We start from the raw sequence: 21,820 nt of genomic DNA on the forward strand, positions 1-21,820 counted from the left end.
AGTCGATCTGCCGTCGTTGGCCGACCTACTCGGTCAGAGTGGCGTTGGCGGCATTCTGGGCGGCACGGACACCGGAGCCAACCGGCGTGCGGCCGAGGAAGACCTCATCGAGCAGCGGCCGCATGGCGTTCTCGGCGGCCGGCCAGCCGGCTCCCCGCGGCGCCGGCGCCGTTCCGGCGGCCAGCACGTCGTAGAACGGGCTGATGTCGACATTCTCCGAAGCCCAGTAGGCCGCGTAGGCCGGCTGCGCGGCCAGCACGGCCGGAGACGCTGCACCCGATGCCCCGATGAATTCTGATCCGGCGGCACTCCCGAGCCATGCCAAGACCCGCTGCGTTTCGACCGGATGATGGGATGCCGCATTACCGGCGGCGGCGATGCCATCGACGCCGCTGATCGCACCGGCCGGGCCGCTGGGCAGGCGCACAATGCCCCAATCGAAGTTGGCCCCGGCGCTCACATTGGCGAGGTTGTACACACCACTCTGGAACAGGGCCATCTTGCCCTGCAGAAACTGTTCGCGGCTGAAGTCGCCGTTGGTGTTCGTGTCGGCGGCCGACGGAGCGACCTGCCACTTGTTCATGAGATCGACCAGGTACTCGAACGAGGCGATGCCGGCGTCGGACGCGAAAGCGTACTGGTTGGACTCGTTTTGAAACTGGGCACCATTGGAGGCCAGGTAATTCAGCACCATCGCCTGCAGGTCGTAGCCGGCGTTGTAGCCATATTGGCTGAGGTTGGAACCGTCGAACTCGGCACTGTCGGCCGTGTTCCCGTTGTAGTCCTTGGTGAGTTTCTGCAGCACGCCAATGAGGGTGTCGTTGTCACCGGTGGGATCCCAGGTGAGTGCGGACACGTCGCCTGCGGTCAGGCCGGCATCACCGAGCAGGTCGGCGTTGTAATACACCGCAATGCCGGGGTCGGCCAGCTGCGGCACTCCCCACAGCGTGGCGTCCCTGGTGTACTGGGCCGTGACGGGCGCGGACCAGCCGGCCTGGGCATCCGCTGGGATGGCGGTGGTGATGTCCAGCAGCGCCCCCGCGTCGGCGTAGGCGGGGTAGCTGCCGCCGTCGACCCAGAAGACGTCGGGCGCACCAGCACCGGCAACGTCGGTGCGCAGCTTCTCGAAATAGTCATTCCAGGGCACAATCTCGACGTCGATGTGGATGTCGGGGTTGTCCTGTTCGAAGGCGGAAAATGACTTCTCGTACGCGGCGGCGACCTGTTCGTCCCAGAGGCGCACGGTCACTGTGGTGATATCGCCGGATGATTCCGTGCTGGAGAAGGTCAGGGCGGTGACGGCCCCGGTAATGACGAGCAACACTCCGGCAACGCCGGCAGCAATGATAGTGGAACGCTTAGCCATGAAGTCCTCTATTGACGGATCGATCCTTCCCCAGTGAACCAGCCTACGCAGATCCCGAGATGGTGATGGACCGCACAAAGCTGCGCTGAAACAGGAGAAACAACACGAGCAGCGGCACCAGGGCGAGTGTCGTGGCCGCCATTACGAGCGTCCAGTTGCCGTTGAACTGGCTTTGCAGGCTCGCGGTAGCGACGGTCACGACCCGCCAGTCGGTGCCGGTCGTCACCACGAGCGGCCACATGAAACTGTTCCAGTGGCTCACGATCGTGATCAGGGTCAGCGTGGCAATAATCGGACGCGACAGTGGCACGACAATCTCGACCAGCACGTCGAGGGTGTTCGCACCGTCCAGCCGGGCCGCATCAATGAGTTCCTGAGGGATTCCGCGAAAGTACTCGCGCAGCAGAAAGATCGCGTAGGGGGAAGCAAACGCGAACGGCAGCACGAGGCTCCAGAACGAGTTCCGCAGCCCGGCCTCGGTCATCATCAGGTACAGCGGAACGACAAGCACGACGGGTGGGATCATCAGGGTCGACAGGTACACCCAAAACAGCACCTGACGGCCCGGAAAATCGACCCTAGCGAAGGCATACGCGGCGAGAATCGAGCAGATCAGCTGCCCGACCAGAATCAGTACCGCCGCCAGAACCGTGACCACGATGGCACGACCGAATTGTGCCGGTCCGGTCAGCAGCAGGGCAAAATTGTCGAGGGTGAATGGGTCAGGCCAGCTCAGGGCTGACTGCTGCGCGAACTGCTCCCGAGTCTTGAAAGCGGTGAGGATACTCAGCAGGAACGGCCCGAGGGTGAACAGTGCGCCGAGCACGAGCACCAGGTAGACGGCGGCGGTTGAGGAGAATCTAGTCCATTTCATAGGTGACCCTCCGACGAAAATAGAGCTGCTGGGCGAGGGTGATGACCACCAGGATGACCAGCAGAACGACCGCCATGACGGCCGCACGACCGAGGTCGAAGGCGTCGAAAGCTTCGTAGTAGATGCGCGCCGCTACGACATCCGTTGATCGTGCAGGTCCGCCCTGGGTGAGCGCGTAGACCTGGTCGAAGACCTGAAAAGCCGAGATGACGGTGGTAACCAGCACGAAGAACATGGTGGGACGCAGCAGCGGAAGCTTGATGTGCCAGAACATCTGTACCGCGCCGGCACCGTCGATGCGGGCGGCCTCGAGAATCTGCCCCGGGATGTTGAGGAGCCCGGCCATGAAGAACAGGGTGACGTAGCCGACGTTGGTCCAGATCACCACGGCGGCCACGGCCGGCAGCGCGAGCGCCGGATCACTGAGCCACTCGACGCGCTGCCCGAGCAAGGTGTTCAGGGCTCCGTCGGTGGGCGCGAGAATCCACTTCCAGACGACTCCGAGAGCAAGCGGGGCACAGATCCACGGCAGCACGTAGATGGTCCGAAACCAGGCGGACCCCGGCAGTCCACGCGTGAGCAGGGTCGCCGCGCCGAGCCCGATCAGGGTTTGAATTGGCACCACGAGGGCAACGAAGATCAGCGTGACCAGCAGTGAATTGCCGAAGACACCGTCGCTGAGAACGGACTGGTAATTGTCGAGACCGACGAAGGTGATCGGGCCGATCAGGTCCCAGCTCTGAAAGCTGAGCCAGAGCACGACGAGCACCGGGAGCAGCAGAAAGCAGACCACGCCGAACAGGCTGGGGGCGAGAAGGGCATAGCCGGTGATCGCACTGCGTCGACGCAGCCTGCCTCTACTCCGCACGCTCCGCCCGCCACTGAATCAACCGTCGGGTGGCTTCTTCCTCGCCCAGTGGGCCGTCATCGAGACGCTGCTCGAGCAGATACCGGTAGGCCTCTCCCACTTCGCGGCCCGGCTTCAGACCGAGCACCGCCATGATCTGTTCGCCGTCGAGGTCCGGCCGTACCGCGCCGAGCTCTTCCTGCTCGTTCAGCGCGGCAATTCGCTGTTCCAGGTCGTCGTAGGCGAAGCCGAGCCGGTCGGCCTTGCGCCGGTTGCGGGTCGTTACGTCGGCGCGGGTCAGAATATGCAGTCGTTCCAGCTGGTCGCCGGCGTCGCGCACATACCGGCGCACGGCCGAGTCGGTCCAGGCGCCCTCCGTGTAGCCGAAGAATCGCAGGTGCAGCTCGATCAGACGGGCGACGGCGTTGATGGTGTCGTTGTCAAAGCGCAGGGCGCGCAGGCGCTTCTTGGCGAGCTTGGCACCCACCACGTCGTGGTGGTAGAAACTCACGACGCCGCCGGGTTCCAGCTTGCGGGTGGCCGGCTTGCCGATGTCGTGAAGCAGGGCGGCGAGACGCACGATCAGGTCTGGGGCCTCCAGGCTGCCACGCGAAGTCTCGTAGCCCATCGCCTGCTCCAGCACCGTGAGGGTGTGCTGGTAGACGTCCTTGTGGTGGTGGTGCTCGTCGATCTCGAGCCGCAAGCCGGGAATCTCCGGCAGCACGATCTCGGCCAGGCCCGATTCCATCAGTACCTCGATGCCGGCGCGAGGGTCCCGGGAGACCAACAGCTTTGATAGTTCGTCACCGATGCGTTCGGCCGACACGATACGGATACTTTCCCGCATCGTCTCCATGGCCACTGCGGTATCCAGATCCAGCGTGAAACCCAGCTGGCCGGTAAACCGAGCCGCGCGCAGCATCCGCAGGGGGTCGTCACCGAAGGACACCTCCGGAGTGCTCGGAGTGCGGAGGCGCTGAGCCAGCAGATCGTCAATGCCGCCGGCCGGGTCGACGAGCATCAATTGGGGCAGGCGCAGGGCCATGGCGTTGACGGTGAAGTCCCGGCGGAGCAGGTCGGGTTCCAGGCTGGTACCGAACACCACATCGGGCTTGCGGGTCGTGCCGTCATAGCTGTCCGCCCGGTAGGTGGTGATCTCCACGGTTTCACCGGCGAGGCTCGCACCGATCGTGCCATACGCCCGACCGATGTCCCACTGCGCTTCGGAGAGCGGTTTGACGAGGGCGAGAATCTGATCGGGTGTCGCATCCGTGGTGAAATCCAGGTCGTGCAGTGGGCGGTCCAGGAACGCATCGCGTACCGGGCCGCCGACCAGGGCCAGCTCATGGCCGGCCGCTGCAAATGCGTTCGCGAGACGGGAAACGGTGGGGGTGGCAGCCAGGTCGCCCAGTCGTGCGAGGGCTGCCGCGACGCTCTGCATATGCCCCATATTAGTTGCCATCATGGGGCCACGCAGACTCGGTGCAGGCGGCTCTAGGCTGACACGCCGTAGAATCCCCCTATGGTGGCCGATTCAGATTCCGCGCATCGGCCCGCGCTCCCGGCTGCCGCGTGCGGCGCCGTGCGCCCGGCCCGGCGCACGATAGGTCGTCGCCGGACCGGGCCGATTACGGCGTTTCTGGTGGGCGCTCTGACCCTGGCGTCGCTGATTTTTGCACCGATATTCGTTCTAACGTCGGCTCAGGCCGCCCCGGAGAACGGCTCCGTCGCGACCGTCACCACCCCAGCCGACACCGTCGGCATCACGGTCGCGCCGACCACGTCACCGCAGCTGGTGCCTGGCCAGGACCTGGTTCTGACGGTGACCGTGCACAACAACACCAGCGCAGACATTCCGATCGGCCGAGTCGATGTGTACCTCGCGCAGCTCGCGCTGACGACCCGAACGGCACTCGATAGCTGGCTGCGGCCCGATGACGATGCAAATTCCGGCGACCAGCTGGTAAGTGTGCCCACCACGGAAGGCATACCGGCTGGTGCCAGCACGAACCTGAGCGTCACGGTTCCGGCTGCGGCCGTGGGATTGACCGATAGCAACGCGTGGGGCGCGCGTGGGATCGCCGCGATTCTCCTAGCGGGTGACGAGATTCAAGCGGAGGGCCGCGGCACGTTTGTCTGGTCCCAGGGCAGCGCGATCACCCCGGTCGCTCTCGCCGCCATTCTGCCGATCACGACCCCGGAAAGCGCGGCCGGCCTGATCACCTCGAAGGCACTCGAGTCGTACACGAGCTCGGTCGGTCTGCTCTCGCGCCAACTGGATGCCGCCATTGATGCGCCCACCGCGACGATCGCCATAGATCCGCAGATCATCGCCTCGATTCGGGTGCTCGGCACGGCCGCTCCGGCGTCGGCCGTGGCCTGGCTCGATCGTCTGGCCGGTGCGAGCAATGACATCTTCCCGCTCGGCTACGCGGATGCCGATATCGCGTTGCAAGCGCAGGCCGGTGCCACGACGCTGCTCGCGCCCACCTCCTTCGTGTCGGCGATCGACGCGAGCCTGTTCGTCGTGCCCTCGGCCACACCGCTCCCGGAAGACACCACCGAACCGACCGATGTGCCCAGCGTCACGTCAGGAGCCAGGGCCCAAGCCATCGCGTCTCCGACTCCTACCCCGACACCCACGCCGGAACCCGGCGCAACGGTCATCCCCTCGACCAGTGACCTGCTGGCCTGGAACTACACGAGCACCGCGATCGGCTGGCCGGTCGCCGGGCAGGTTGCGCGCGGCGATCTTGACGTCTTTGCCGCGAGCGGCCTGACCACGACCATCCTCTCCAGCGGGAACGTCGAACAGTCAGACGTCTTCACGCCGAATACCGCGTTCGCTCTTCCGGGCGGGCTTGGTCTGGTCAGCGACTCCGCGCTGTCGGCCGCCATCCGTACCGCGGCCGAAGCCACGACCGAGGACGAGTGGCGGGTCAGCGTCTCCGAGGCGGCGTCGCTGCTCGCGGTCGTGTCTGCGGAGAACCCCAACTCGGCACGCACATTGTTGGTCACCTTCAACCGAAGCATTCCGGAAAGTGCGACCCGGGTCGCTCAGACGCTTGCCGCCCTCGATTCGACGGCCTGGTCGAACGCGGCCCCCCTGCAGGCTGCCCTGGATTCCACTCCGGGCACCACGGTGACTTTTCGTGACCAGGCCATTGACAGCGACCGGGTCACGCTGGCCCGATCGCTGTTGCAGCGCGAGGCGGCAATCGCCGAATTCGCGACCATTCTGGCCGATCCGCTGGCGTTCACCGCGCCAGCACGATTGGATTTGCTCACCCTTCTGGACACCACCTGGGCCTCTCAGACCGCGGCCTGGGCCGACCAGGTGCGGGCGAACCTCGCTGCTTCCTTCGACCTGATCCACGCCGTGACCGTGACCACCCGCGGGCCGATCATCGTGGTGGGCAGCAAGGTCGACCTGCGCATAACGCTCAACAATGCCCTGGACCAGGCCGTCACCGTGCGCACCGAGATCGTGCCGTCCAACGGGCGACTCGTGGTCGGTGAAACCCTCGAGACGACCATTCAGCCGAACTCCGCGCAGGCCGTCTCCGTACCCCTCAGCGCCGCTGTCGGTAACGGCGATGTGGTCCTGCGGGTCACCCTGTTCACCCTGAATGGCACCCCGCTCGGCCAGCCGGCCCCGATCGATGTCAGCGTACGCGCCGACTGGGAAGGTGTTGGCGCGAGTATCTTCGCCATTCTCGTCGTCGGCTTCTTCGGTTTTGGTATCTGGCGCAACATCGTGCGTCGACGCCGTGAGAAATCGGCCGAGACATCCGCTGTCAGTGAAGAGACGGTGTTACCCACGGCGGTGCCCGATGCCTGACCCGGCTCCCAGCAGCAGCGGCATCGGACGGGCCAGCGCGTTCCTGGCCTCCGGAACGATCGTGTCGCGCATTCTCGGATTCGTGAAGGTCATCGTGCTTGCCGCGATCATCGGCCAGTTCGGGGCTGCCGCTGACACCTTCGCGATCGCCAACCAGCTGCCCAACACGATATATGTGATCGTGGCGGGCGGCATCCTGACCGCCGTGCTCGTCCCGCAAATCGTTCGAGCCAGCCTGCACGCCGACGGCGGCACGGCCTATATCAACAAACTACTGACCCTCGCCTTGGTCGTGCTGTTCGTGACGACGCTCGCGGCCACCCTGTTGGCGCCGCTGATCACGGGCTTCATCGGCCTGAACCTGCCAGAGAACGAGAAGGCTCTCGCCGTGGCATTCGCCTACTGGTGCCTCCCGCAGATGTTCTTCTACGGCCTCTACACGCTGCTGGGCGAAGTGCTCAACGCCCGCAAGTCCTTCGGACCATTCACCTGGGTTCCGGTACTGAACAACGTGGTCGCTATCGCGGGCCTGATCGTCTTCGCCGCGCTGTTCAGTCCCGACCCGTCAGGTGCTCGATCGGCCGGCGAAGTCACCTCGGCGATGGTCACCGTGCTCGGCGGCAGCGCGACCCTCGGCGTGATCACCCAGGCCGTCGTGCTGTTCTACTTCTGGCGTCGGATTGGCTTGCGCTACCGCCCGGACTTTCACTTCCGCGGCGTTGGCCTCGGCGCTGCCGGCAAGATGGCGAGCTGGACCTTCGGCATGCTGTTGCTCACCACGTTCGCCGGCATCGTGGAAACGCAGGTCGTCACGCTCGCACACGGCAAGGCATCCGTTGCCGTTCTCGCCACGGCTTGGCTGATCTTCATGCTGCCGCACTCCGTGATCACCGTGTCGGTCGCGACGGCTTACTTCACCCGCATGAGTGAGCACGCCTCTCTGGGCAACTGGTCATTGGTCAGAACGGATGCTTCGAGTGCGATTCGGGGGACATCGCTCGTGATCGTGCTTGCAGCGGCCGTTATCGCGGTCTGTGCGTACCCATTCGCAGCGGTGTTCGTGGCACCATTCGACCAGGTCCAGTCCATCGGAAACGTCATCATCGCGTTCATTCTGGGGCTAATACCGTTCTGCGTGTTGTTCGTTGTGCAACGTACCTTTTACGCCCTTGGTGACACTCGCACACCGTTCTTTTTCACACTGTTCCAGGTGGTTTTGTTGATCGTTGCCGTGCTGGCGTGCGCCTGGTTACCGACGGACTGGATAGCCGTCGGCATCGCCGGTTCAATCACGGTAACCGGAACATTGCAGGCCATTCTGGCCGCAGCTCTTCTGCGTCGACGAATGCACGGTATCGACGGGCGACGCATTCTGCGCAGTCTCGTAAAATACCTGGTCGCCGTCGTTATTCCCGTAGCCGCTGGTCTGGCCCTAACGATGATTCTGGGGGGCAATGTCGAGGGCGGGTTCGCCGTGTCGTCGAGGCTTGCGGCCATGGTGTCCATGATTCTGATCAGCCTGGTGATGGCCGCGGCCTACTTCGGCCTGCTGCTGCTTATGCGCAGCGGGGAGCTCACAGCGTTCCTCACGCCCTTGCGGGCCCGCTTGCGGCGCTGAGCACCTCGATGCCCCAAGGGGTCCACAGCACTCAAGTGAGGGGCTGGCCGGGTCTGATTCGGTTTGTCACTGGCTGGGCAGCACCCGGCAAGCTGGGAGGCCGCGGAATAGCATCGGATTAGGATGTGTTGTATCGAAACGTGAGGCGGGATTTTGCCCGTCTTGCCCACCACTGCAAGGAGTGTGCGCGTGCGTCAGATCATCATCATCGGTTCCGGACCGGCCGGCTATACCGCGGCAATCTATGCCGCGAGGGCCAACCTCAAACCGCTTCTGATTGCCAGTTCGGTGGAGGCCGGCGGTGAGTTGATGAATACGACCGACGTTGAGAACTTTCCCGGCTTCCCGGAAGGCGTACAGGGACCCGATCTGATGACCAAGATGCAGGAGCAGGCAGAGCGCTTCGGCACCGAGGTCGTCTACGACGACGTCGAATCGGTCGACCTGTCCGGCCCCATCAAGACGGTCACCCTCGGTGGTGGCGACGTGGAGCAGGCACTCACGGTGATTTTCGCCACCGGTTCCGCCTATCGCAAGCTCGGCCTCAGCGACGAAGAACGCCTTTCCGGTCGCGGCGTCTCTTGGTGTGCGACCTGCGACGGCTTCTTCTTCAAGGGCAAGGAAATCGCCGTCATCGGCGGCGGAGACTCTGCCATGGAGGAAGCCACCTTCCTCACCCGATTCGCCTCGAAGGTGCACGTCATCCACCGCAAGGGTGAGCTGCGCGCTTCCAAGATCATGCAGGAACGTGCTTTCGCCAACGACAAGATCGAGTTCATCTGGAACTCCGAAGTCGTCGGCATCACCGGCGCCGACGCTGTCGATGGCCTGACCCTGCGCGACACCGTCTCCGGCACCGAGAGCAGCCTTCCAGTCGGCGGCGTGTTCGTGGCGATCGGCAACGACCCGCGCACGCACCTCGTGCACAAGCAGCTTGACCTCACGCCCGAGGGCACCATTGCCGTCGCGGGTCGGTCGTCGCTGACTAGCCAGGCCGGTGTCTTCGCGGCCGGTGACGTGATTGACTCGAGCTACCGCCAGGCCATCACTGCGGCCGGCTCCGGCTGCGCTGCTGCCCTCGATGCCGAGCACTACCTCAGTACTCTTCCCCAGGAACTGCTGGCTTCGGCCAGCGAACCCGAACTCGTTTAATTTACCCAAGAAGGAGATTCACATGACTGCACGCGCTGTAACAGAGGCCAACTTCGATCAGGAAGTCATCAACAACGAGAAGACCGTTCTGGTGGACTTCTGGGCCGAGTGGTGTGGCCCTTGCCGCGCCGTCAGCCCGATTCTCGACCAGATCGCGGCCGAAAACTCCGACAAGCTCGATATCGTCAAGCTCAATGTCGACGAGCACCCCGCCCTCGCCGCCAAGTACCAGATCACCTCCATCCCGGCGATGAAGGTCTTCCAGAAGGGCGAGGTCGTCAAGACCGTCATCGGCGCCAAGCCCAAGCCGCAGCTCGAAAAGGACCTGGCCGACTACCTCGTCTAACCAGCCCGCACGACGAAACCCGCCCGGCCTCGACCGGGCGGGTTTTTTCGTGCCCCGTGCCACCCCATACGATGAAGACGACAGCAGAACGGATAGGTGACGTGACAATTCAAGGCTCCACTGCAGATGACAAGCAGTCCGGGCCTGTGCAGACAGGTACTGTGCAGGGCGGCAACAACCTCGACCCGTGGTACCACCACTACGCCGATCGCGCCGCCGGTCTCAAGGCCTCCGAGGTGCGCGCGCTCTTCGCCGTGGCCTCGCGCCCCGAAGTCGTCTCCCTCGCCGGCGGAATGCCCTACGTTGCGGCTCTGCCTCAGGACCTGGTCATCAATGCCATGGAGCGCGTCATGCGCGAGAAAGGCGCCACAGCGCTTCAATATGGCTCTGGTCAGGGAGTTCCCTTGCTGCGCGAGCAAATTCTCGACGTCATGGCACTCGAAGGCATCAAGGCCAACGCCGACGACGTGGTCGTCACCACCGGTTCGCAGCACGCCCTCGAACTGGTCAGCAAGTTGTTCCTGAACCCCGGAGATGTCGTCATCTCCGAAGGCCCCAGCTACGTCACCGCCATGGTGATCTTCAAGTCGTACCAGGCCGATGTTGATCACGTACCGATGGACAAGGACGGCCTGATCCCGGCCGCACTGATCGAGCACATCGCGGCCCTCAAGGCAGCCGGGCGCACCATCAAATTTCTCTACACGATCCCCAGTTTTCACAATCCGGCCGGCGTCACCCTGAGCTGGGCACGCCGCATGGAGATTCTCGAGATCTGCCGCTCGAACAATATTCTCGTGCTGGAGGACAACCCTTACGGTCTGCTCTACTTTGACCAGCAGGCACCGGATGCCATTCGCTCACTCGAGCGAGACGGCGTCGTCTACCTGGGAACCTTCTCCAAGACCCTGGCTCCCGGCTTTCGGGTGGGCTGGGCACTCGCCCCGCACGCGATCCGCGAGAAACTCGTGCTCGCCAACGAGGCGGCCGTCCTCTCTCCCAGCTCCTTCACCCAGATGGTGATCTCGGAATACCTTTCCACCGCCGATTGGAAGGGGCAGATCAACACCTTCCGCGGCGTCTATCACGAGCGTAAGAACGCCATGCTGGCCGCCCTCGAGGAATATCTGCCCGATTTGACCTGGACCAACCCCACCGGCGGGTTCTATGTCTGGGTGACCCTGCCTAAACAGCTCGATTCCAAAGCCATGCTGCCTCGCGCGGTCAAGGAACTCGTGGCTTACACACCGGGGACCGCGTTCTACGCCGATGGAGACGGGCGTCAAAACATGCGTTTGGCCTTTTGCTATCCAACGCCGGAGAGCATCAGAGTAGGTATCCGTCGTCTGGCCACGGTCATTCGCGGCGAGCTCGATCTGCTCGATACCTTCGCCGGAACTGGAGTGCTTGGCGCAGTTCCCGATCGGCCCGGCTCCAACAATCAGCGCTATGCCGGTCCACCGGCCAATATCTCCTAGACTCCCCCGTTCACCCACCAAGGTAGGGAAAAACCTGATCATGAGCGAATTCAAGTCCCTCAAAATCGCAATTCTAGCCGGCGGAATCTCTCACGAACGTGACGTTTCCCTGCGCTCGGGGCGACGGGTAGCGGATGCCCTCACTGGTGAGGGCCACACGGTCACCGTGATCGATCCCGGGGCCAACCTGCTCACCACCCTTACCGAGCAGGCCCCCGACCTGATCTGGCCCACCCTGCACGGAGCTACCGGAGAGGATGGCGCCCTCCTCTCGCTGCTGGAGACTACCGGCATCCCAATTCTTGGCTCAACCGGGCCCGCCGCCGCCCTGGCCTGGAACAAGGGCACCGCCAAGGAGCTCGTGCGCCGGGCCGGCCACCCCACTCCCCCAGCAATCGCCCTCTCCACCGAAACATTTCGGGACCTCGGTGCCACGAGCGTGCTGGAGCACCTGATCGGCGCAATCGGCCTGCCTCTGGTCGTCAAACCAGCTCGGGGCGGTTCCTCTCAGGGAGTCACAATCGTGCGCATCGCAGCGGACCTGCCCCGCGCCATGGTGGACGCGTACACCTACGCCAACACTGCCCTGGTTGAGGCCTATGTAGACGGCATTGAGGTCACAGTGGCGGTAATTGACACCGGGACCGGACCCACAGCCCTGCCGATCGTTGAAATCGTGCCCGTTGACGGCGTCTACAGCTTCGAGGCACGGTACAACGCCGGCGAGACGGACTTCTACACGCCGGCTCGCCTTCCCGACGATGCCTCGGCATCAGTTTCCGCAACGGCGGTCGCCATTCACAGACTGCTGGGCCTCCGTCACCTGAGCCGCATCGACCTCATTGTCGACACCGCCGGAACTGCCTGGTTCCTGGAGGCCAACGTGCTTCCAGGCTTGACGGAAACATCCCTGGTACCGCAGGCGATCGAGTCGACCAACCAGACCCTGGGTTCCACCTACTCCGCCCTGGCCGCGAACGCCCTGACAGCCAGGTAGCACCAACGTTTCACGTGAAACAACACGGTACAGCTCCCGCAGATCGCTCACGGTAGGGCGATGGCAGTCTCGACAAGCTCGGACCCCCCCGGATTGCCCGAGTTGCAGCAATCGGGACGGGAGTGTTTCACGTGAAACACTTGGCGCCACCCGAAGATCGCCGCTGATCGGCCGCTTCGAGATCGCACTGCGTCTACGCAACACTGTGTGCGGAACGGATGGCCGTCGGCCGCGAAATACAGTTTCACGTGAAACAATGCGCCAAGGCTCCCGTAAACCAGCAGGCCAGAGGGCAATGACGGTCGCGACAACCTCAACTCACGGCCTAGGACGAGTGAATTCAACAACATAGCGGAGGCGACGGGTTTTCCGCGGAGTTGCGAGTTTCGAAGTATTTCGGGTGCCTCTCGCACGTTTTTTCGCGAGAGGCACCCGAAAGACCTCGATGTCTGAGCGGGGAGCGGATTACCCGTCGCCGCCGCCCACGCCCATACGGGTGCGTTTGAGGCTATCGACCCAGCCGTGATCCGCAGTAGAGGGTTCGCCGTGAGCCTTGGACCGTTTTACGGAAATAAAGTACCCCGCGGCGAGCTATGTTTCACGTGAAACGGCCCGTCCAAAGAAGAACTAGCTCGCGCTGAAGCCCGGTTCGCCGAGAACGGTGAGAATACGGTTGAGATCGCCGATTGTGGCGAAATCCACTGTGATCTGGCCTTTTCTTGCCCCAAGATTGATTCTGACGCGAGTGTCGAGCCGATCCCCGAGGTGCTCAGCGATTTCATCCAGGTGGCCCTGACGTCGCCCAGGAAGTGGCTTTGCGTTGATAAGCTTTGGAACAGACGTCGCCGCGGCCTCGGCCGCGCGCACCGAGAGATCCTCTTCGACGATCTTGTCAGCCAAGCGAAGCATGCCAGCCAGATCGCCGACTGACAGAATCGCCCGCGCATGGCCAGCCGACAGCACCCCGGCCGCAACTCGCAGCTGCACCGGTTCCGGCAATTTCAGCAGACGCAGGGTGTTGGTGATCTGAGGCCGCGATCGACCAATTCTGACCGCCAATTCTTCCTGGGTGATACCGAAGTCAGCGAGCAGCTGCTGGTATGCGGATGCCTCTTCGAGCGGATTCAGCTGGGCGCGGTGCAGGTTTTCCAGCAGCGCGTCACGCAGCATATCGACATCGGCGGTCTCTCGAACGACAGCTGGGATGCTGTCGAGCCCGACCTCCTTGGTCGCGCGAAGACGACGCTCGCCCATAACGAGTTCGTACTTGCCGGGCTCATCCGGCAACGGCCGCACGACGATCGGTTGGAGTACTCCGACTTCGCGGATGCTGTGCACGAGTTCAGCAAGGTCATCCTCGTCGAAAATAGTGCGCGGCTGCGCGCGGTTGGGAACAATATCCTGTGGGTTCAGGTGGGCCAGACTCGCGCCAGGAACCGGAACGAGCTCGGGGGAGTCATCCGTTTCACGTGAAACACTGCGCGGAAAAAAGACGTCAACCGGTCGGGGAGCCGACACGTCGTCCTGCACCGGAATGAGTGCGCCAATACCGCGGCCGAGGCCGGTTCTTTTCGCCATTAGTGCTTATCTTTCATTTGGGGCATATTCTCGGATCGGGGAGCCCCTCGGTGGGCCATTTCTGCCGCCGCTTCGAGGTAGGAGAGCGATCCTGCGGAGTTCAGGTCGTAACTAACGACGCTCTGACCGTAACTCGGTGCCTCAGAAACGCGTACAGAGCGCGGAATTGCGGTGTTCAGGACCTCTTTGGGGAAGTGATCGCGCACTTCCTGGGCAACCTGAGTCGCCAAGTTGGTGCGGCTGTCATACATGGTCAGCAGAATGGTCGAGACGACCAGGTCGGGGTTGAGGTGCTTCTCAATCAGAGCGATGTTTTTGAGCAACTGGCTGAGACCTTCGAGTGCGTAGTACTCGCACTGGATGGGAATGAGAACTTCGCGGGCGGCCACAAAGGCGTTGATGGTGAGCAGCCCGAGGGAGGGAGGGCAATCAATGAAGACGTAGTCGTAGGGCTCGGCCATCTCGGCCAGGTAGAGATCAAGCGCGCGGCGAAGGCGCTGCTCGCGCGCGACGAGTGAGACCAGTTCGATCTCGGCCCCGGCCAGGTGAATCGTGGCGGGTACACAGAACAGGGCGCCGAATTCCGGACTCTTCTGCACGACCTCGTCCATGGGCATGTCGTTGATGATGACGTCATAGACACTCGGCGTCTCGGCGCGGTGCTCCACTCCGAGTGCGGTTGACGCATTCCCCTGCGGGTCAAGGTCAATGACGAGAACGCGTGCACCCTGCCGCGCGAGTGCAGCAGCGAGATTGACGGCGGTCGTGGTCTTGCCGACCCCGCCCTTCTGGTTGGAGATTGTCAACACCCGGGTCTTCTCAGGTTTGGGCAGTTCGCCAGCCGCGATGACCTGGCGCCGTCGCGTCAGCTCAGCGATTTCGCGGGCGAGCGGGGTTGTACCGTCGAACCCCGCCGCCTTGCCGGTGCGCTGATCTTCAGCAGGATGTTTCACGTGAAACCTTTACGCTCGACGGTTGATGAGCCACCCGAAAGGGACTCCCGAACACCAAATTTGGCGACACTCGGGACTAGTCCACTGTAGCCCGGATGACCCGGGTCACCTCCGGCAGCACGCCGGAGCCGAGGGTAATGACCTCAACATCGCGCAGACGATACTTGCGTGTGGGCTTTACGGCGGCGGCGACCTCACGCTCCGCTCCCGCACCCTTCATGAGAATGAGTTCGCCACCGGAGCGCAGCAGGGGCGCGGTCAAGGGAATGAGCTTACTGAAGGCGCTCACCGCGCGTGCGGTGACCTGATCGAGCGGATGCGGGAGCCGCGCCTCTTCGGCGCGCGCCCGCACAACAGTCACGTTCGTCAGGTGCAGGGCCGCAACCTGGTCATTCAGCCAAGCCACCCGACGTTCCATCGGTTCAATCAGCACAAAGTTCACATCGGGACGGGCGATTGCCAGAACCAGACCGGGTAGACCGGCGCCGGAACCGACATCCCCCACGACACCCGGGCGCAATAGAGGTGCCACAATTGCACAGTTAAGAATATGGCGAGACCAGAGGCGGGGGAGTTCCAGAGGTCCAATCAAGCCCAATATTTCGCCCTGATCAGCTAAATTACCGGTGAATGCACGAATCACATCGATCTGAGAACCAAACAAATCGACCGCTACGGTCGGCTCAGCTTCAAGCTCGACAGCCTCGGTGGTACCGGATACGGCACCGATCGGCTCCGGGGTGACAGGTTGCGACATGACCAACGAGACTACGCCGCGGTGATGACGGTGTGGCGGTCGCGACCCTCGCCCGAGGACTCGGACCGGTAGCCAGCACTGGCGGCAACGATGTCGTGCACGAGTTTGCGCTCGTAGGATGACATAGCGGGCAGGTCGGCTTCGGTCGCGCCGCCTTCAATGCGGGCAATCGCACGCGCCACGAGGGCGGCGAGTTCAGCTTCGCGCACCTCACGGGATCCGCCTATATCCAGGATCAGACGCGAAAATGAACCCGTCTTGTTCTGTACCGCGAGGCGCGTCAATTCTTGCAGGGCGTTGACCGTTTCCGGCTTGGAGAGCACGCGCAGATTGTCGGCATCCGAGGCTTTGACCGATAGGTAGGCCCGACCGTTGCGGGCATCAATGTCGATGTCGCCATCGAGGTCGCAGATATCGAGAAATTCCTCGATGTAGTCCGCGGCGATGTCACCCTCGCGCTCGAGTTGATCGGTCGTGATGGGGGCCTCGGCGAGGCTACCCGTCTCGGGCGGAGTGGGAGCGGCATCCGTTGGTGTGACGGGGGCAGTAGGAACGGCGCTGCTTACGTCCTCAGAGCTGGCGACAGTGTCTACCTCAGTGAGGCCGGTCTTGTCCGTCACGGTGTTCTCCACTACTTTTTCGGGCCGGTTTGCTTCTTGGCACGGGCCTTGCCGACCGGCTGCTGGCGCTGCACGGGTTTGGCGGGCTCTTCCACGACAATGATGTCACCATCGGTCGCTATGAGCTTGCCCTTACGTGCCAAACGCTCTTCGCGGGCCTTCGCGGCTTCACTGCCTGGCGTCGGCATGTTTCGGATGACCAGGAACTGCTGGATCATGGTCCAGAAGTTCGAGGTTAGCCAGTAGAACATGACACCGAGCGGGAAGGCGACACCGGAGAAGGCGAAGACCAGGGGGAGCAGGTAGAGCATGATGCGCTGCTGCTTGAACATGGGGCTCGCCTTCGTCTCCGGCGACATGTTCTTCGAGACGATCTGCAACTGCGTGATGAACTGCGATGCGGTCATGAGCACGACCATGCTGGCCGCAATGATCATGACGGTGCCGTTGAAGGGCAAACCGGCGGTCCAGAGGGACCATTGTGCGGCGAAGGTGTCGTGCAGCGGCGCGTTGCCAAAGAGAGTGGCATTGCCGAAGCTCTCAGCCAGGCTCTGGTTAAGCGGTCCAACGCCGGCGTTGGACTTCTGGGCCGCGTTGAGAACCTGGAACAGGGAGAAGAAAATCGGCATCTGCAACAGCAGTGGTAGGCAGGAACTGAGCGGGTTGGTACCCGTCTTCTTGTACATGGCCATGGTCTCGCGGGACATTGCCTCACGCGAGAACTGGTCCTTCTTGCCCTTGTACTTGTCCTGGATCTTCTTGAGCTGTGGGGCAACCTCGAGCATCTTGCGTTGGCTCTTGATCTGCCGCACGAAGATGGGAATGAGGGCGGCACGCACGACCAGAACGAGGCCGACGATGGACAGCACCCAGGTGAGACCGTCGTCGTAGCCCAGTCCCGCGATTCCCATCCGCGAAAAGAGCCAGTGGAAGGCCACGAGCAGCAGCTCGACCACCCATTTCAGAGGCCAGAGGATCGTACCTATGAGGTCCATACTGTGGGTTAGCCCTTTCCGTGGCTAGGAGCGACAACAAAACCGAACTTCGTCACGCGGTAGCGACGTTTGCTCTTGAGCGGTACATCATCAATGCCGCCTTCTGTCCACGGATGACAATGACTCAGTCTGCGTGCAGCGAGAGCCGATCCCCACGCTAGTCCGTGTTCCTGAACGGCTCCTAGTGCGTAGGCCGAACAAGACGGGTAAAACCGGCACACGTCTCCGTACAACGGCGAGATCACGGCGCGATACACGCGAAGAATTACGACACCCACATTGCGGGGTATCAGAACGATCGTCGCGAGTATCGGGTTCATCGCCCCGGACTGCCCTTCCGTACCGGGAGTGGGCGAGCAAGCGAGCGTTGGACTTCTTCGAACAGCGTCTGCCAGGCGGCGCCTTGCGCCGTCGGCAAAGCGCGGATGACGACATCCGTGCCAGATGGAACCAGGGAGAGCAGTTCGTACGTAACCGCCTTGAGGCGGCGGCGAACGAGATTGCGTCTCACGGCGTCACCCACATTCTTTGCGACAATGAAGCCGAAACGTACCGGAACGGCTTCGGTACCCGAAGGAACCTCAGCGCTCCTTCGTACATAGAGAACGGTGTGCGCACCAACGATCCGCACACCGCGCCGAACGACGCCTTGATAGTCGCTGCCGCTTGTGATGCGATTTACGTGAGCGAGCACGAGATCCTGGCGGCCACGAGAGTCTACGCGGAGAGTTCGGTGCGACCCTTGCGACGGCGAGCACCGAGGATGGCGCGGCCCGCACGGGTGCGCATGCGCAGACGGAAGCCGTGCACTTTGGCGCGACGACGGTTGTTCGGCTGGAAGGTTCTCTTGCTCATAGTTCAATCTCCACGTATTTGAATCACCGCTGGCTGGATTCCCCGCGGCCAGAACAGCAGCGCGCACAGAAGTTGGAAGCCCGCAGGATGGGGTCAACTGATTAAAACTACGGCCTCGGCCACGTCTGGTCAAACTCAGGCCCCGAATCGGCCGATTCTCCACAATAATGACTCCAACACAGATACCAACCAGAGAAGGCGATTCACCGCTGAATTCGCCTCGCTGAGCGGGATTGACTACCGTAAAGACAAGTTATCCACAGGTTGGTGGCATCAACCTGAGAATTGGGTCGGTTTTATACACAAGCGGTGGATAACTTTAACGATGAACTCGAACCCAGATTTCGAACCAGGCTCCAAAACGCCCGCGGTGCGGGCCAACTGACGGCGGCTTGCCGGTTTTCAACACCGGCCCCGCACTCGTCCGCCGCGGTCCACTAGTGAACACCCGAAATACACAGATTGTAGGAACAATGGCAGACGTAGAAGCGCCGATAGCCGAAACCTGGCGGTCCGTTCTGACCACGTTGGAATCCGACGCCACGATCACCCCCATGCTCTACGGGTTCCTCAGTCTGGTCGAGCCGAAGGGCATCGCCGCCGGTACCTTCTATCTCGAAGTGCCGAACGAGTTCACCGCCAGCATGCTCAACCAGCGGATGAGGGTTCCCCTGTTGACCGCGATGAGTCAGCTGGACGAAGCGACTGCGGTGTCGACCTTCTACGTGGTTGTGAACCCGGAACTCGAGCAGGAATCGCTGCGCCCGGTGCAACAGACGCTGACCCCACCCGATGTCACCACCCCCGCCCCGCCGCAATCGGTATTCGAGGGTGCCGTTCCGGCGCAGCCGCACGAAACCCGGCTCAACCCCAAATACAGTTTCGATAACTTCGTGATCGGCCAGTCGAACCGGTTCGCGCACGCTGCGGCAGTGGCCGTGGCCGAAGCGCCGGCCAAGGCCTACAACCCGCTCTTCATCTACGGATCATCGGGGCTGGGCAAGACACACCTGTTGCACGCAATCGGTCACTACGCCATGAGTCTGTACCCGGGCATCCGCGTACGTTATGTCAGCTCCGAAGAGTTCACGAACGACTTCATTAATTCGATCGCGAACAACCGCGGCGCGGCCTTTCAAGCCCGATATCGCAACATCGACATCCTCATGATCGACGACATTCAGTTTCTACAGAACAAAGCGGAAACCCAGGAAGCCTTCTTTCACACCTTCAACACGTTGCATGACCACAACAAGCAGGTGGTGATCACGAGCGACCTGCCGCCGAAGCATTTGACCGGCTTCGAAGACCGCATGCGTAGTCGATTCGAGTGGGGCCTGATCACGGATGTCCAGGCGCCCGACCTCGAAACCCGCATAGCTATTCTGCGCAAGAAGGCCCAGAGCGAAAAGCTGCAGGTTCCCCACGACATTCTCGAGTTCATGGCATCGAAGGTTTCCTCCAATATTCGCGAGTTGGAAGGGACGTTGATTCGGGTCACCGCATTTGCGAGCCTGAATCGAACGCCGGTGGACATGGATTTGGTACAGACGGTGTTGAAAGACCTCATCACCCTGGATGAGGACAACGTCATCGCTCCGGTTGACATCATCACGAACACGGCCAATTACTTCAAACTATCCGTCGACGATCTATACGGTTCGAGCCGCTCACAGGCGATTGCCACTGCACGCCAGATCGCTATGTACCTGTGTCGTGAACTCACCAACCTCTCCCTGCCCAAGATTGGTCAGCTCTTCGGTAACCGCGACCACACCACGGTGATGTATGCGAACAAGAAGATCAGCGAGCTCATGAAGGAGCGTCGGTCGATTTACAACCAGGTCACGGAGCTCACAAACCGCATCAAGCAGGATCACCGTTACAAGTAAGTTCCCGCATCAAAAATACCGACCTTCACGGAAACAGGATCACCGATCCAAGCAGCCCTGCCCGCAGTAAAAATTTCGGCCCCACTGGACGCTCTGACGAGTTTTGACCCGGAGGGGCCGAAATTTTTTTAGTTTTCACACCTGTGGATAACCCTGTGGAATTAACTCACACAACCGGGCGCCGCCTGTAGAAACTCGACGCCTACCTGTAGAAACGTGTGATTACCACAAGTTGCGCTTGCCCAAACGAATGACAAACTTCCACACCTCGCCCACAACTTACAAACGTGTAGTTCCCAACGCATGAGCGGTTTTCACAGAGTTATCCACAGTTTCCACAACGGTTAAGAAGATTAACAAGAATTCTTTAACCTTGATCCAGCCGACAACCTTGAGTGCCGCGCACCTCAGAGCAGCACGGTAACGAATAGGCCTGTGACAACAGCTAGCATTGAGGCCCACCCATCCGCCCGTCGAACGCAAGGAATGTTTCGTGAGATTTCAGGCCAATCGGGACGTCTTCAGCGAAGCAGTTTCCTTCGCGGTCAAACTTCTACCCCAACGCACGACGCTGCCGATTCTGAGTGGTGTACTCATCGAAGCGACAGCGACGGGCTTGATTCTGTCGTCATTCGACTACGAGGTCTCGGCGCAGACCGAGATCGTCGCCGAGGTTGAAGAGACCGGAAAAGTTCTCGTCTCCGGCCGGCTCCTCGCCGAAATCGCCAGCCGTCTCCCCAACGCTCCCGTGCGGTTTTCCACGGAGAATTCGCGTATCAAGGTCAGCTGTGGCTCGGCCAGCTTCACCCTGCTGTCCATGCCGGTTGAGGAATATCCGAACATTCCCGTGGTCACCACCCAGTCCGGCCTCGTACCGGCTGAGGAATTTGCTGCAGCTGTCGCCCAGGTCGCCGTAGCTGCCTCGCGGGACGACGTTACCCCCGTCATCACCGGGGTGCAGCTCGAGGTCACCGAAAATAGTCTCAGCCTCGTAGCCACCGACCGATACCGCGTCGCGGTCAGGGAAATCGACTGGGACCCGGGCAGCAACACCGCCGGCAATGAAACAGGAACGATCACCGCACTCGTTCCTGCCCGTACCCTGCAGGAGGTCGGCAAGACTTTCGGTCACAGCGGAACCATTTCGGTTTCTATCACCAACAGCGACGACCGCGAACTGATCGCGTTCACCGCGAACAAGAAGACCGTTACGTCACTGCTGATCAAGGGCAATTTTCCTCCCGTTCGTCGCCTGTTCCCAGCCACCGTTGACAACTACGCGGTGATGAACACGGCCGACCTCATCGAAGCCACCCGCCGCGTGCAGCTCGTGTTGGAACGCGAAGCGGCCCTGCGTTTCACGTTCGCCACCGATGGGGTCACCCTCGAAGCGGTCGGCTCAGAACAAGCCCAGGCTTCGGAAACCATCGATGCCATTCTCTCTGGCACCGAGACCGTCGTCTCCCTCAAACCGCAGTTTCTCCTGGACGGGCTCAGTGCCGTGCACTCCGAATTTGTGCGCATCTCGTTCACGAAGACGGAAAACCCGAATAAGCCCGGGCCGGTATTGATCACCAGCCAGACCTCGCGCGAGCAGGCTGGAGTGGACAGCTACAAATACCTCCTGCAGCCCAACCTGCTCCTCCGCTAA

The 21,820-nt window shown here is 62.0% G+C and carries 20 protein-coding genes; 8 read left to right on the top strand and 12 right to left on the bottom strand.

What is annotated here, in order from left to right:
* Window positions 1–25: 25 nt before the first annotated feature.
* Genes QMF22_RS07800 through QMF22_RS07815 form a run of 4 tightly spaced genes read right to left on the bottom strand, consistent with a single transcriptional unit; the run spans window position 26 to window position 4,528 of the window.
* The gene (locus QMF22_RS07800; RefSeq protein WP_283452088.1) at window positions 26–1,366 is read right to left on the bottom strand and encodes an ABC transporter substrate-binding protein; all 1,341 of its coding nucleotides are present in this window, start codon (window positions 1,364–1,366) and stop codon (window positions 26–28) included.
* 43 nt (window positions 1,367–1,409) lie between these two features.
* Window positions 1,410–2,240, bottom strand: a complete 831-nt coding sequence (locus tag QMF22_RS07805) for a carbohydrate ABC transporter permease (RefSeq protein WP_283452090.1) — start codon at window positions 2,238–2,240, stop codon at window positions 1,410–1,412.
* Window positions 2,227–3,108, bottom strand: coding sequence for a carbohydrate ABC transporter permease (locus tag QMF22_RS07810; RefSeq protein ID WP_283452091.1), 882 nt, complete (start codon window positions 3,106–3,108; stop codon window positions 2,227–2,229). The genes QMF22_RS07805 and QMF22_RS07810 overlap by 14 nt, the downstream gene beginning before the upstream one ends.
* The gene (locus QMF22_RS07815; protein WP_283452637.1) at window positions 3,098–4,528 is read right to left on the bottom strand and encodes a CCA tRNA nucleotidyltransferase; all 1,431 of its coding nucleotides are present in this window, start codon (window positions 4,526–4,528) and stop codon (window positions 3,098–3,100) included. Before QMF22_RS07815 ends, QMF22_RS07810 begins: the two co-directional genes overlap by 11 nt.
* An 81-nt stretch (window positions 4,529–4,609) precedes the next feature.
* Here QMF22_RS07815 and QMF22_RS07820 point away from each other — a divergent pair, with 81 nt between their 5' ends.
* From QMF22_RS07820 to QMF22_RS07845, 6 genes are all read left to right on the top strand, one after another.
* Complete coding sequence (locus tag QMF22_RS07820) at window positions 4,610–6,928, top strand: DUF6049 family protein (RefSeq protein WP_283452093.1); 2,319 nt, start codon at window positions 4,610–4,612, stop codon at window positions 6,926–6,928.
* Window positions 6,921–8,546 (top strand): murein biosynthesis integral membrane protein MurJ, encoded by a 1,626-nt coding sequence (gene murJ, locus QMF22_RS07825; RefSeq protein WP_283452095.1) that lies wholly within the window; start codon window positions 6,921–6,923, stop codon window positions 8,544–8,546. The genes QMF22_RS07820 and murJ overlap by 8 nt, the downstream gene beginning before the upstream one ends.
* A gap of 189 nt (window positions 8,547–8,735) precedes the next feature.
* The gene (gene trxB / locus QMF22_RS07830) at window positions 8,736–9,698 is read left to right on the top strand and encodes a thioredoxin-disulfide reductase (protein ID WP_283452097.1); all 963 of its coding nucleotides are present in this window, start codon (window positions 8,736–8,738) and stop codon (window positions 9,696–9,698) included.
* Window positions 9,699–9,720: 22 nt separating this feature from the next.
* On the top strand, window positions 9,721–10,044 hold the full coding sequence (gene trxA / locus QMF22_RS07835) for a thioredoxin (RefSeq protein WP_283452100.1): 324 nt from the start codon (window positions 9,721–9,723) through the stop codon (window positions 10,042–10,044).
* Between the two features lie 146 nt (window positions 10,045–10,190).
* A complete protein-coding gene (locus QMF22_RS07840; protein ID WP_283452102.1) occupies window positions 10,191–11,522 on the top strand; it encodes an aminotransferase-like domain-containing protein in 1,332 nt (443 codons plus the stop codon).
* A 40-nt stretch (window positions 11,523–11,562) separates the two neighbouring features.
* Window positions 11,563–12,519 carry a D-alanine--D-alanine ligase family protein gene (locus tag QMF22_RS07845; RefSeq protein WP_283452105.1) on the top strand — a complete coding sequence of 319 codons (957 nt, stop codon included), beginning with the start codon at window positions 11,563–11,565 and terminating at the stop codon, window positions 12,517–12,519.
* Window positions 12,520–13,146: 627 nt separating this feature from the next.
* Here QMF22_RS07845 and QMF22_RS07850 read toward each other — a convergent pair.
* The 8 genes from QMF22_RS07850 to rpmH form a co-directional block, all read right to left on the bottom strand.
* Window positions 13,147–14,097: a ParB/RepB/Spo0J family partition protein gene (locus QMF22_RS07850; protein WP_283452107.1), complete on the bottom strand. Its 951-nt coding sequence runs from the start codon at window positions 14,095–14,097 to the stop codon at window positions 13,147–13,149.
* Window positions 14,097–15,050, bottom strand: coding sequence for a ParA family protein (locus QMF22_RS07855; protein WP_283452109.1), 954 nt, complete (start codon window positions 15,048–15,050; stop codon window positions 14,097–14,099). The genes QMF22_RS07850 and QMF22_RS07855 overlap by 1 nt, the downstream gene beginning before the upstream one ends.
* Window positions 15,051–15,126: 76 nt before the next feature.
* Entirely contained in the window at window positions 15,127–15,807 is a 681-nt protein-coding gene (gene rsmG, locus QMF22_RS07860; protein WP_283452639.1) for a 16S rRNA (guanine(527)-N(7))-methyltransferase RsmG, read from the bottom strand.
* 11 nt (window positions 15,808–15,818) lie between these two features.
* Window positions 15,819–16,286, bottom strand: a complete 468-nt coding sequence (locus QMF22_RS07865) for a Jag family protein (protein ID WP_283452640.1) — start codon at window positions 16,284–16,286, stop codon at window positions 15,819–15,821.
* A gap of 152 nt (window positions 16,287–16,438) precedes the next feature.
* On the bottom strand, window positions 16,439–17,422 hold the full coding sequence (gene yidC, locus QMF22_RS07870; RefSeq protein WP_283452111.1) for a membrane protein insertase YidC: 984 nt from the start codon (window positions 17,420–17,422) through the stop codon (window positions 16,439–16,441).
* A gap of 8 nt (window positions 17,423–17,430) precedes the next feature.
* On the bottom strand, window positions 17,431–17,742 hold the full coding sequence (gene yidD / locus QMF22_RS07875; protein ID WP_283452113.1) for a membrane protein insertion efficiency factor YidD: 312 nt from the start codon (window positions 17,740–17,742) through the stop codon (window positions 17,431–17,433).
* Window positions 17,739–18,116, bottom strand: coding sequence for a ribonuclease P protein component (rnpA, locus tag QMF22_RS07880; protein ID WP_283452116.1), 378 nt, complete (start codon window positions 18,114–18,116; stop codon window positions 17,739–17,741). The genes yidD and rnpA overlap by 4 nt, the downstream gene beginning before the upstream one ends.
* A 23-nt stretch (window positions 18,117–18,139) precedes the next feature.
* On the bottom strand, window positions 18,140–18,277 hold the full coding sequence (rpmH, locus tag QMF22_RS07885) for a 50S ribosomal protein L34 (protein ID WP_010204566.1): 138 nt from the start codon (window positions 18,275–18,277) through the stop codon (window positions 18,140–18,142).
* 473 nt (window positions 18,278–18,750) lie between these two features.
* Between rpmH and dnaA the strand changes: the two genes are divergently transcribed.
* The gene (dnaA, locus tag QMF22_RS07890) at window positions 18,751–20,169 is read left to right on the top strand and encodes a chromosomal replication initiator protein DnaA (protein WP_283452131.1); all 1,419 of its coding nucleotides are present in this window, start codon (window positions 18,751–18,753) and stop codon (window positions 20,167–20,169) included.
* Between the two features lie 493 nt (window positions 20,170–20,662).
* A complete protein-coding gene (gene dnaN / locus QMF22_RS07895) occupies window positions 20,663–21,820 on the top strand; it encodes a DNA polymerase III subunit beta (RefSeq protein WP_283452133.1) in 1,158 nt (385 codons plus the stop codon).

The organism is Cryobacterium sp. PH31-L1 (genome assembly GCF_030063145.1).
Classification (GTDB): domain Bacteria; phylum Actinomycetota; class Actinomycetes; order Actinomycetales; family Microbacteriaceae; genus Cryobacterium.